This is a genomic window from Pedobacter jeongneungensis, assembly GCF_000633455.1.
Classification (GTDB): Bacteria; Bacteroidota; Bacteroidia; order Sphingobacteriales; family Sphingobacteriaceae; genus Pedobacter; species Pedobacter jeongneungensis_A.
Genome location: NZ_AYMG01000013.1, coordinates 245438 through 258263, shown reverse-complemented (window position 1 = coordinate 258263; position 12826 = coordinate 245438). Strand labels below are relative to the sequence as shown.

Here is a 12826-nt window from a genome sequence, read left to right as displayed (position 1 = left end):
AGAAATCGCACAAAGATGTTCTTTTGATGTAAGCAGTATTAACTTTTTAGATTATTAAATTGTTAAATCTGAGGGGACGATTTTATACGATAAGCCCGAAATAAATATGGCTCAAATACCTCATAATAAGATTATTAAAATGAATTAAATCGCTTTTGGGTTATAGCAAAATCTGTTAAATTAATTTTAAAAAGCCAGTTGAAAAATTGGTTGGTATCTGTTTTTTAAAGAAAAAATTTCAAAAACAACATGATTTATTGGTCTGTGAGGACACAGACCAAGGATGAAAACAAATTTGGCTTAGACGGTTATTAAGAGGGGATTTTTAGTGGTTTTTTTACTAAAGAAAATAAGTAATGAGGATTAGTATAGATGGATCGTCATTGCGAAGCCAATTTTTCATTGGATGAAGCAATCTTACTACTATGGTTTATGGTGATTGTGCGCATCGTATAATACAAACGATGACGATGTAAGAAAGCGACTTTTATGATCGGCGAGACACATCATTAGGATAATGACTTAATACTATGTTAATCAGCGAGAAACAGCCTATTATTTGATTTCATCGGCTCGTGCCAGGTATTCGCTGGGCATACAGCCATAGTGTTGTTTAAAGGCAGTAGAAAAGTACGAAGGCGAGTTAAAGCCGCACATATACGTAATTTGCGCAATAGTATAACGCTTGCTCTGCATCAGCTCTACTGCTTTATTAAAACGGATCCGCTTGATAAAATCGGTTGCCGATTCGCCGGTAATGGCTTTAAATTTTAAATAGAGGTTAGAACGGCTCATGCCTATTGCACGGCTAAATTTATCAACCGAAAATTCGGAATCTGCAAGGTGTTCTTCTACGATGGCGATGGCCTGCTTTAAAAATTCTTCATCAAGGGTATTAAAAGCAATATTTTCGGGTACCATTTCTTTTCTGGTAGAATAATGCTCTTTTAAGCGTTTTCGCGAGCGAAGCAGGTTAGCCACTTTGGCAGCCAATAAACTGGTAGAAAATGGCTTTGTGATATAATCATCGGCGCCCATTTCCAAACCCTTTATCTGCTGACTGGTTTCGTTTCTGGCGGTTAACAGCATTAAAGGAATATGCGAGGTATTGATATTTTGTTTTACGCGTTTACAAAAATGCAGTCCATCCAGTTCGGGCATCATCACGTCGCTGATAATGATATCGTATTGTTCTATTTCGAGCATTTCAAGTGCCATTTGCCCATTATAGGCAACGGCAACCTGATACAGTTTGCTAAAATATTCCTGAAGGTAAGCGATAATTTCTTCGTTATCATCTACAATCAAAAGTTTGGTTACAGAGGTATTTTCTTCATCTGGTATTAACTTATTCTCTTCCCAAACCGCAATATCTTCTGCCGGAGCAGCCTGATCGGGTACAATGGACAATTCGTACATTTTGGTTTCGGTGTTGATATGATTGCGGTACACTTCATCCGAAATGGGGATGGTTACCGTAAACACACTGCCCTGTCCTTTTGCGCTTTGTGCCGTTATATGACCATGATGCAGCTCTACCAAACTTTTGGTAAAAGCCAAGCCCACACCAGAGCCTAGGTTCATTTCGCGGTTATTTACCTGATAAAACCGGTCGAATACTTTTGATAAATCCTGCTCAGCAATACCAACACCCGTGTCGGCTACCTTGATCAGAATGTTATCGTTCTGTTTAATCAGTTCGATATTGATTTTCTGGTTGGCCACAGTGTATTTAAATGCATTGGATAAGAGGTTGAACAAAATCTTCTCCATGGCATCTTTATCAAAATAGAAAGAAAGTTTTGCCTCTGTTGAATGAAAGGTATAACTGATGTTGTTTTTTTCTGAAAGCGGCCTAAATGACTCGTAAATCTCGTGTACAAAGCTCACAATGTCACTTTTATCTACTTTAAGCTGCCGGGTGCCCATTTCGGTTTTCCTGAATTCGAACAGCTGATCAACCAGGTTGTAAAGCCTTTTGGCATTGATCAGCATTAGGTCGTATTTCTTTTTCAGGCTTTTATCTACCTGCGGCAGCTTCAATAATTCTTCCAATGGTGCCAAAATCAGCGTTAAGGGCGTCCTCAGCTCGTGCGATACGTTGGTGAAAAAATCCATCTTCACCTGGTTAATGTCCCTCACCCGCTCTTTTTCAATCCGCTCCAGCTTTAATTGTTGCAGGGCTTTAATCCGTTCGGCAATAATTTTATAGCCAAGGTATGAAGCTACACCAAGCACCACAAACAGCACCAGGTAAAACCATAAAGTACGGTACCAGGGGGGTAAAATTGCAATTTTTAACCGTCTAACCGGGCTAATTTCTCCATTTGGACCTACTGCTTTAATTAGAAAAGTGTACTTCCCCGAAGGGAGATTGTTGTAACTCACCTTAAGTTCATTCGTTTGCTGCCAAATGTTATCAATCCCTTCCAACTTATAATAATATTGGGTGCGGTTAGCCGAGATGTAATTAAAGGTATTGAACAGGATACTAAACTGTTTAAACTCTGTGCCAAGCTCCAGCTTGCCTACCTGATCGATATATCCCTGTAAAATATCGGTCCCGTCGCCCGCAGCAACAGATTTATTAAAAACCTCCAGGCCCGTAAAAGTAAGGTTTAGGCTGAGCTGCTGCTGGTTAACCATTGATGGATAAAAATAAGAAAGGCCTTTTATCCCACCGAAAAGTAACATTCCATCTTTTGCCTTGCAAAAAGCATAATCGTTAAACTGATTGTTCTGCAGGCCATCTGATTCATCAAAAACCTGCGAGGTTTTGGTATCCGGATTGAAACGGATAAGGCCCCTATTGGTAGAAACCCAAATATTCCCTTCATTATCGGGCTGCAAACCATAAATGGTACCTTTTATAAAATCCTTTTGGTTTTTATAGGTAATAAATGATTCCTCATTTTCATCATACAAAATTAATCCTTCCCTCGAACCGATCCAGATCCTGCCTTTTTTATCTTCTGTAATGCAGGTAATTACTTCTTCTTTTAACTGACTATTGATATCATTGCCAAACAGCACATTATCCGGATAAAAAAGAGTAATTCCGTTGGTCGAACCAATCCATATCTGGTGTTTAGTATCTTCAAAAAGATAAGTGATATCATCAGAACCTGGCCTTTTGCCAGCCCTGTCTAAATGGATGTGTGTAAAAGTCTGACTTTTTGGATTAAACTCATCCAGGCCAGAACGTGTACCGATCCAGATCCTGTTTTTATAATCTTTTAAGATGCCATAAACGAGATCGCCGGCAATACTGTTGGGGTCGTTCTCGTTATGGCGGTACCGTTTTACGTTTCCTGTATTCGGATTTAAGATGTTCAATCCACCGTTATGTGTCCCCACCAAAAGGTTCTGATCGTTATCAAAAGCGATGGCTTTAATGTTGTTTGTACTTAAGCTATTGGGGTTATTTTCGTTGTTTGAAAAATAGCTGATGGTATTGGTGGCCCTGTTCCAATAGTTAAGGCCTTTATCATTGGTCCCGATCCAAAAATTACCTTTAGCGTCTTCTTTAATCGCGCTGACCACTTCGTCATTTAACGAAAGCCGGCCTGTATTCTGACTGAGCAGGTTAAATTTGATATCGTTTTTATGGTAATAATTAACCCCACCGTAAAAAGTTCCAAGCCAGATGCCATTCTGTTTATCCTTAAAAAAACAACGGACCGAATTCTGGCTGATGGTATAAGGTTGAGAAACCTGGTGAAAATAGTTTTCTAACGTATTATTATTCAGGTTTAAGATGGATAAACCTTTAAAAGTTCCAAGCCAGATATTCCCATCGGTATCTTTTCCAACGCAACGGATATTGTTATCTGCTATGCTTTTAACACCGGGCGAATGTAGAAAAACGTTTTTTTCGCCGGTCTCGAAATGATACCGGATAAGCCCCTTCCCCTCAGTAGCGACCCAAAACACATCTCCATCGATATACACGTCGTTAATGGGCGGTTTATCGGTTCCTAAATCAATTTTAACCAGTTTGTTTTTGGCGCCGGTCATTTTAAAAAGCCCAACTTCGGTACCGATTAAAATGGTCTGTTTCCAGCTACCAATATAAACAACTCTTTTGATGCCGGTATTAAACGAGTCGTAATTAACCTGTTTAAACTGCGATTCGCCCGCAGCCAGTTTAAAAATACCACCTACTACAGAAGTAACCCATATATTATGCTGAGGATCTTCAGTAATGGAAGAAACATACCATTCGCCAAGACTACGGGGCAGTTTGTAATTGGTAAAGCCATCTGTAGTATAGTTGTAACAGCTTACGCCCTGGTTTCCGCCTACCCATAAACTGCCTTTATGATCGATAAAAAGGGTACGGGTATAGTAAGACTGTAAACTTTTAGGATCTGATTTTACTGGACGGTAAACTTTGAAACCCTTGCTGTCGTAACGGTTAAGCCCGTCCTGTGTGGCCATCCAGATAAAGCCCAAGGTATCTTGTTTAATGGAAAAAACCGTGCTTTGCGATAATCCTTTATCAACCGAAATATTACGAAAATAACGTTCTTCTAATTGCGCATGCGCATGGCTCCCAATAAAAATAAGGGAGGTGAAGGTTACAAAAACAGCCAGCCAGCGGTAATTACTGCTGGTTATATTTAATATTTTTAGGGTTGTTTTTTGAAACATACGTTTTTCAAATTTAATAATTTTCGTTGTCATCTCGAGTATATTGCAGTCGTCATCCGATAGCTATCGGATCCCGCGCAGGCGGGAATCTTAAAGCTTATTGCATTACGGTTCCCAACAGCCTATTACTACACTAAAAATCCTCTATAATTTACATTTATTTTAAAATTGGTTTAAATTATTCTTTATCATAAAGGACAACATCCGGTAATTTATCCACTACTTCCTGTTTATCCAGTTTTGTTCCTTTCATTTCTAATAAGGTAGAACTACCTGTTAGTTGGGGTTTGTAAGCCTGCCCATTAAAACTGACCGGTAAATCGCCATAATTGAACAAGGCATTAGCCAGTTTGCCAAAAACCTGTAATACCGCTTTTTTATTACCATCCAGCTGTACCTGAATATCCCAATCACCTAGCTGTAAATGAGTGAGTCCGCTTTTAGCTGATAGCGTTTTGATGACTTCTGTTTTGCCATCTTTAACCTGAATGATGGTAAAAAACCTAAATTTTTGTGCCGGCAACGAGGTAATGCCGGCATGCCATTAGTCGACAAAATCTTTAATTTTTCCTTCATCATTGGTTACCTTGTTCCAGTTCACCGCAGTTTCGTAAAATTTGTTGTGCACATTTAAGCCTAAAGTGCTATTGGCAAATACGGCGGCATTTACATTGCCTAAATCTGTTTTTAAGGCAAAATGCTGTTCATTGGTGTTATTGGTGGGTTGTGCTTCGATGGTATAATATGGCGCATGGAATTGTGTGGTCCATTTTACAGCTTTGTTGGCTTCCAATTCATCGTATAATAAAATATAACCACCTTCTAATTGAAGCATATGCCTGCGGTACAGGGTTACACCACTTTCGCCATAACCATTCGCCTTATTTGGCACTAAATTGATCTGCTTAAAGCGATCCAGCCAAAATTCACTTTTAATTTCGCCATAAGCCTTGCTGGCATCGCCCAGGGCGTATTGAATGTGCTGTCCGGTAATTGCCCTCGGAATCCAGCCATAACCTTCTTCGCCAATTTTTTGGTTTAAACTATCGGCCAGAATGGTGTTATATGCTTTTGAACTGCGGTAATACAATAAATTATGTTTATCACTAAAATTGCTGTAATAGCCGCTTCCACCAAACAATACCTTTCCTTTATAATTAATGGTAAAAGCATTTTGCGAAGCATGCCCATGACCTGATGAACCAAATGGACTGCTAAACAGGTAACTGCTTAAGGTTTTATCCGCATTTGCCAAATCCTCGTGCATGGCTACTACACCCACATCAGCAAAATCGCGGCTTTTAGGCAGTTTTTCGGGCGATAAAACTGGCAATTTGCGGTCTGGTTTATAATTTAACAGGCGGAATAAAAGGTAATCATCTGTTCCTCGGAAATAATCGGGATGGCTCGTCTTTATTGCATTTACATACCAGTTTAGGTAAGGATTGTTCATTCTGAAAGTAAGTGCATCAGCAAACCATGCTTCGCCTTTTACTACGTCAGGGATATTCTCCCACATATCGCCAATAGCCGTAGATGCGGCATTATTAGGGTGTGTGTACAACATATAATAAGGTAAATTCTGCATCCAGGGCAATTTAAAATAATCTACACCGCTAAAATCGCCGAACATTTGCGAAAGGTAAATAATCGATTTAAAATTAACCCTGAAATAACCATTTCCCTCATGCCAGCCGCCGTCGGTTGTACCCAATACCGGAAAACGAGCCGACCATACTTCGTACATATAGGTTAACCATTCTTTGGCTTCGGGTACTTCGTTCACTACCGCAACCGTAGCAATGGCTAAGTTGCGCAGGGTAATCTGCCATACGTGGTTATCGCTTACATGCAGTTCGAAACGGTTGGGCAAATGGTCGTAAACCCGTTTAGCCCTGGTGGTAATGATGTTTTTAAACAGTTCTTTCTCCTGCTGATCTAAAAAAGCATAACCAGCATCGTAAAACCAGCCCAGGGCTTCCAATACCGCTCCGCTTGTAAAATCATCGCCTGTGGCCAGTCCGTTAGGATCCATTTTGGCGATATTAAGTGCCCTGCGTTTAGCATCGAGTATAAAACGCTTGTCTCTGGTGAGTTGATAAGCAATGCAAAGGTTACGCACAGGTGTGCCCACGGCATCGCCAAAACCATGGTACATGCGTTCGATGATAATTTTCTTTTCCCGGTTATTTTTCCCCGTGGTGTCAATAATCCGCTGTGGTTTTTCGGTTGGCAAAGGTTCTTTCATCAGTTTTTCGGCAAAAGCAATAAACTTTTTCGCTTCCGGATTTTCGAGGTTATTGCGGTAAAAATCATCCCCTATCCTATTCATATCCCACAATAACGGGTGTGCCCCCTGGTTGCGTTTTAAAACCTCGTTTACGGGTGGTGATACCTTTTCACTGGCATATTTTCCATCCACCACAAAATTATAGGTTGGCGACCATGACCACTGTTTTGCCCCTTTTAGCGCATAGCCATACTTCCAATACCATTTACCGGGTTTTAAGGCTTTGTGTAAAGGATAAACCGCCCAACGCTGCTCCTCGCTTTCTGTTAAATCGTTTTTAAAATCTTTATCACTCGCCAATACTACCTTGTAACGCACGTTCCCAATATTCGGATCTTCGGGTACCTCGCTACCGCTTTCCATTGGCGTTACCATATTTTTACCATTGGTACCCGGCCACAATAAAGCTGGCGCATTGGTAGGCACCGTAATGCCATTTATTGGGTAAGGCCATTCGCGTACCCGTGCATGCAGTTTGTCGGCGGTTAATCTGATCACGCCAGGCTGCTGTTGAGCTACAACATTTAGTGAAAGTAGTGTTAAGATTGGGATAATTATTTTCTTCATTCTTTGTGGTTCAGTTCTTTTCTTTTTATTTGGCGTGCCCAATGTCATTAAGTTAATGCTCCGGCGCAGGTAATCATGATTAACTACAGATAAAAAGGATACAAACAGATATAAAAATCCGTGTTTATCTGTGCATATCTGTGGTTAAAAACCCTTAATTTACTTCCCTCGCCGTGGGTTTTTCTCTTTTTATCCGGGCGTGCCCCTGCGGGTCGGGCTATTCGCTTCAAGTCCTCTCCCGATGAAGAATCGGGATCCGGGCTTTTCGCTGCTATCCCTCACGCATATTCATCTTTATTTTAAATCATATTAGCGAAATCTACTTTAACAGATTCTCTCCCGATATAAATTGCAAGGCTCGTTAGAGCCGACATTATGGTATAACAAAACATCCGCCTCCTTAAGCCCCAGCGGGGCGACATTATGGCTAGATAAATTCAAACAGATATCTGCCATCGTATTCTACATCAAAATCTGTTAACATTTTTAAATATTCATCTTTGAAGGTTTTCTTTCTATGATGCTCTTCTTGATTAATGATGTAATTAATTACATTATCTCTTTGACTCTTGGCATACGAAAAAGCGCCATAACCCGCTTGCCAACTAAATTTACCTGTAACAAATCCCTGTTCGTTAATCCATTTGCTACTACTGGCTTTTACAATCGCCATAAAATCAGAAATGCAGGTGGTAACTGGCATCCCGAAAAAAATATGAACATGATCTAACCAGCCTCCCACAGCTAAAGACTTTGCTCCATTTGCTGAAATAATACTTGTAATGTATTTGTGCAGCTCATCCCTCCACGGCTTTACAATCAAATTCTGTCTGCCTTTTACAGCAAACACTGCGTGTATCGAAATTTGTGAATACGTATTTGCCATTTTTTATATCATAATGTCGCCCCTACGGGGCTGAGCGCAGTAAGTTTATTTATTTTATCATAATGTCGCCCCTACGGGGCTGAGCGCAGTAAGTTTATTTATTTATCATAATGTCGCCCCTACAGGGCTGAGCGCAGTGGGTTTATTATTTACCATAATATCGCCCCTACAGGGCTAAGTAGTTTGTTCAAATTTCACCCTTACAGGGCTTGGGGATATGATTTTTCCACTATAACAATGCAAGAGATTTCAAATTTCTTAATCCCTTCCAAACCTATAACCCGGCTGTAAACTGATCCCCATTCGTTTTGCACCATTGTTTTAAATAAGCCCTCATTGTTATCAGTTTCTTTTTATAAGCCGCATTTACGGCTAGGTTATTCATTTCTCCGGGGTCTTTGGTCAAATCAAATAATTGTTCTTTTTGCTCCCCCTTATTATAAACGATGTATTTAAAATCTTTCGTAATTACCGCACGTCCATTAATGCCCAGCAGGTCCTCATTATCCGCAAAATCGGTTTCGATTACCAGCGTATCGCGCAGGTTTTTATTGGGTTCTGCCAGTTTCTTACTAATGTCTATTCCCTTTAAATAACGTGGTTTTTGTATGCCGGCCAAACCGCAAATTGTTGGGATCATATCGGTACCGTTACATACCAGCATATCGTCGGTACGCCCTTTCCACTCTCCTAATTTCGAAATGATAAAAGGTACTTTTGAAGCTTCTTCGTATAAAATCTGTTTCTGGTTCCAGCTATGGCCCGCATAACCATCGCCATGGTCGGCTGTAAAAATGATGATCGTATTTTTTTCTACTCCATACTTTTTTAATGAGGCCAATACCATTTCAATATAACCATCTACTTTTTCTACCAGGCGGTTGTAAGCCCAGCGGTATTGTCGCCATTTTTCAGGACTATAGTTAACGGATGGATAAGTGCGCAAACCCACTTTTTTTTGTTGCTCGCGCACAATCTGAGGTTCATTAGCCGGAATTTTCCAATTGGCAGGCAATGGCGGGCATTGATCTGCAGGAGGCGCATCGGCCAGTAAATCCATCTTTAAGCTTTCGCCTCTGGCCCATTCACAGATATCGTGAGGGTTTAAAAACGATGCCACTAACAAAAAGGGTTTGTCTTTATTTTCCTTGATAAAACGCGCACAATAAGCCGGTGTACCCGCATCGTTATAATCGAGAAAATTAGTATTCTGGATATACTCAAATCCGTGCTGACTGATTTTTGTAGCAGGTAAGGGCAGATGCCATTTTCCTACATAACCTGTTTGATAACCCCCGTTCTGGAAAATCTTGCCCATCATTAATAAACTATCAGGCCATTGGCCATCTTTTTCGGGTGCATTGCCTACAAAACCTGTTTCGAATGGCATTTTGCCACTAAAAATCGCTGTGCGCGATGGGGTACATAAAGGTTGTGCACAGTAAGCTTTGGTAAACCTGATTCCATTATTAGCCAGTTTATCCATAGCCGGGGTATTTAGCTCTTTATTCCCTGCAATGCTCATCGCTTCTGCCGTTTGCTGATCGGTCATAATGATCAGGATGTTTGGCTTATTACCATTTTGAGCATTGGCTATTGCGGTTAACAAAAGCAACTGGAACAGGATGATATACTTCATATTTTCGAATCGTTTCGGATAACGAATTTAGCCATCCCTACTTATAACAAGTTTAGAATATGGTTAAAATAGATTCAATTTTGATGAAAAACAGTAAATATCATGCGATATCCTTATCGGTTGGGATCAAAAGTCATATTATTAAAAGCAGCTCATTAACCTGGATATTGTGCTAATAGTTTGATCAAATGTTTTTGCTGTGCCTGGTAAACCGGATTATCGTATAAGTTTACGCGCTCTGCAGGATCTTCAGAAAGATTATACAGCTCATTTAATTTTTTCCCTTCGCTAACCGTTACCCTTAATTTCCAGTCGCCGTCTTTTACCCCTTCTAAAACACGGTTTACATAATAAATGGGCTGATGTGGCTTATTATAACCTTTAATGCTTAAAACATTTTTAATTGATTCTCCATCCAATGTATTGGCGGGCAATTTTACCTGCACCCAGTCGGCAATGGTAGGCAAAATATCAATATTGGATAAAGGTGTTCTGATTACCCCATTGTTAAGCGTATGGCCTTTATAATAAACAATAAAAGGTACACGATGTCCGGCTTCGTAAGATATCCCTTTCGAACCTTTAAAAATACCTGCCGTGCCAATGTGGTAAGGCTGGGTAATTCCATCCTCAAACATCCTTTTTGGCGCATTTAGCCAAGGGCCATTATCACTGGTAAAAATAAAAATGGTATTATCCGCCTGTCCGTTTTTTTCGAGGATTTTCCAAAGTTTGGCCATTGCTCCGTCCATATCCTCAATTACATTGCCCAATGCGCCTCCGGCAGAGTGCAAACCATTTTTCTTAGCTGCCAAACCCACCGGTAAGTGCGGCATGTTATAGGTAAGGTATAAAAAAAAGGGCTTTTTTTCCTTGGCGGATGCATTTACAAATTTAATACTCTCTTTGGTGTATAAATCGGTAAGTGTGGTATCTTCTGGTTTATAAATCTCCGGCCGGGTATTTCTAAAAATTTTGATTACGGTATCGGTTTGCACATAAGGGGCACGGTAATCGTGACTATACAACATGCCATAAAACAGATCAAAACCTTGCTTATTGGGCAACGCTGTACCATAATCGCCCATGTGCCATTTGCCTATGCAGGCCGTTCTATAACCAGCAGGTTTCAGCATTTCGGCAATGGTTATCTCAGCATCTTTTAAACAGGGTTTTTCGCCCGGACCAACCGGCCAAACCAGATCGGTGCGGGTACAATACCGGCCTGTAATTAAGGAGGCCCGTGAGGGTGAGCATGTGGGTGATGTAGTGACAAAATTGGTGGCTAAAACACCCTTCCGCGCCATCCCATCAATAAATGGGGTATTAATTAACGGATTGCCGTAACAGGAAAGATCACTATAGCCCATATCATCGGTAAGCACAACAATTACATTTGGCTTTTTCTGTGCAAACACGGACGACTGCAAGGCAGCAAACAGCAACAGTGCAGATACACCTTTATATATTTTTTTTAACATCTTAATTTCTAGCTGATTTTAATGAATACGCCTACGTTAATTAAATTTTCCCTTCAATTTCTGATACTTCAACAGAGCCTCTAAAAAATAATAATCGGCGTAAATTAAACCGCCATCTACTTCCGATTTTCTTAAATAATTACCGGTAGCATGTTTCAATAAATAAATGCCTTTACCGCTTTCGTTTAAATATTTTGAAGAAGCCAGGCTCAACAGGATTTTCTGCCCTGCGTTAAAATATTTTTTCCCGTTTTTGGGCGAAAGCGTTGCCAGTTGCATCAAAGCAGAAGCCAGTAAAGCTGCCGCTGAGGCATCTTTAACTGTAGGGTATTTTGGCACATTATAATCCCAGTAAGGCACCATGTCTTTTGGCATATTCGGATTGTTTAAAATGTAGCTGGCAATATTTTCTGCCTGATTTAAATATTCCTTTTTACGGGTATATTGATACATAAAACTAAAGCCATATAATCCCCAGCTCTGTCCGCGGCTCCAGGCTGCCGTAGCCGGATCGCTGTTGCCATTGTTCCAATCGCGTTTACGCATCTGGCCGTTAGCAGGATTATAATCTACCACGTGCGAGCAGCTGTAATCGGCCCGGTACTGGTTTTTCATAGTGGTGTTACTGTGCTGTACAGCTACTTGATAATAAGTACTGTCGCCTGTAAATTTCGTGGCATTCAATAACAGTTCAAGGTTCATCATGTTATCAATAATCACCGGGAATTTCCAATCGCGTTTCTCATCCGGGTTCCACGACATGATGGATTTTACCACTGGATTATACCTTTTAATGGCTGTTTTTGAGGCCTCTATAATTACGGCTTTATATTTTGGATCATGAGTTAAACGGTAGCCATTACCATAACTGCAATAGATCATGAAACCAATATCATGATCAGTGCTAAAGTGTTTATTAGCTTCTACCAGTGCAGTGGTATATTTTGCTTTTTCCAGTATTTCTTTATCTTTTGTAAACTCGTAAGTCAACCATAAATTGCCAGGATAATAACCACTCGTCCAATCGGTAATCGGCTGGAAGCCTTTTTCAATGGAACGGGGTATTTTATGTGTTTTTTTTACAGTATCAAAAGCCCGGTTCAGGTATATTTTTTCGAGGGCAAAAATCGAAGCGATTTTTTCATCGCTGAGCGTTTGGGCACGTACCGAGGTTACAATGCCAATTGCCAGCATCAGCATCACCATTGATGCAAAAAGAATTTTATGTTTACTCATCATTTCTATAGGTAAATTTTATGGCATAGCCCCTTAGCGGTAAGTGTTTTTGCCCACCGGAAACTGTTTTATTA

General features: G+C 40.3%; 7 protein-coding genes. All 7 read right to left on the bottom strand.

From position 1 onward, the window contains the following. Nucleotides 1-555: 555 nt before the first annotated feature. Nucleotides 556-4686, bottom strand: coding sequence for a hybrid sensor histidine kinase/response regulator transcription factor (locus U859_RS0113170; RefSeq protein WP_240183050.1), 4131 nt, complete (start codon nucleotides 4684-4686; stop codon nucleotides 556-558). Nucleotides 4687-4831: 145 nt separating this feature from the next. After that, nucleotides 4832-5176 carry a hypothetical protein gene (locus U859_RS32195; protein WP_205314394.1) on the bottom strand — a complete coding sequence of 115 codons (345 nt, stop codon included), beginning with the start codon at nucleotides 5174-5176 and terminating at the stop codon, nucleotides 4832-4834. 21 nt (nucleotides 5177-5197) lie between these two features. Continuing rightward, nucleotides 5198-7510 (bottom strand): DUF4962 domain-containing protein, encoded by a 2313-nt coding sequence (locus U859_RS30425; RefSeq protein ID WP_205314393.1) that lies wholly within the window; start codon nucleotides 7508-7510, stop codon nucleotides 5198-5200. A gap of 427 nt (nucleotides 7511-7937) precedes the next feature. After that, nucleotides 7938-8396 carry an IS200/IS605 family transposase gene (tnpA, locus tag U859_RS0113160; protein ID WP_025143828.1) on the bottom strand — a complete coding sequence of 153 codons (459 nt, stop codon included), beginning with the start codon at nucleotides 8394-8396 and terminating at the stop codon, nucleotides 7938-7940. Nucleotides 8397-8670: 274 nt separating this feature from the next. Next, nucleotides 8671-10035: a sulfatase gene (locus U859_RS0113155; protein WP_025143827.1), complete on the bottom strand. Its 1365-nt coding sequence runs from the start codon at nucleotides 10033-10035 to the stop codon at nucleotides 8671-8673. A 155-nt stretch (nucleotides 10036-10190) separates the two neighbouring features. Then, nucleotides 10191-11516: a sulfatase-like hydrolase/transferase gene (locus tag U859_RS0113150; protein ID WP_025143826.1), complete on the bottom strand. Its 1326-nt coding sequence runs from the start codon at nucleotides 11514-11516 to the stop codon at nucleotides 10191-10193. A gap of 36 nt (nucleotides 11517-11552) precedes the next feature. Next, nucleotides 11553-12755, bottom strand: a complete 1203-nt coding sequence (locus U859_RS0113145) for a glycoside hydrolase family 88 protein (protein WP_240183049.1) — start codon at nucleotides 12753-12755, stop codon at nucleotides 11553-11555. Between the last annotated feature and the right edge of the window lie 71 nt (nucleotides 12756-12826).

What these genes read in the sequence shown, in the direction of transcription:
- U859_RS0113145 (WP_240183049.1), bottom strand. Translation starts at nt 12,755, where the DNA reads ATGATGAGTAAACATAAAATTCTTTTTGCATCAATGGTGATGCTGATG.
- U859_RS30425 (WP_205314393.1), bottom strand. Translation starts at nt 7,510, where the DNA reads ATGAAGAAAATAATTATCCCAATCTTAACACTACTTTCACTAAATGTT.
- U859_RS0113150 (WP_025143826.1), bottom strand. Translation starts at nt 11,516, where the DNA reads ATGTTAAAAAAAATATATAAAGGTGTATCTGCACTGTTGCTGTTTGCT.
- U859_RS0113155 (WP_025143827.1), bottom strand. Translation starts at nt 10,035, where the DNA reads ATGAAGTATATCATCCTGTTCCAGTTGCTTTTGTTAACCGCAATAGCC.
- tnpA (WP_025143828.1), bottom strand. Translation starts at nt 8,396, where the DNA reads ATGGCAAATACGTATTCACAAATTTCGATACACGCAGTGTTTGCTGTA.
- U859_RS0113170 (WP_240183050.1), bottom strand. Translation starts at nt 4,686, where the DNA reads ATGACAACGAAAATTATTAAATTTGAAAAACGTATGTTTCAAAAAACA.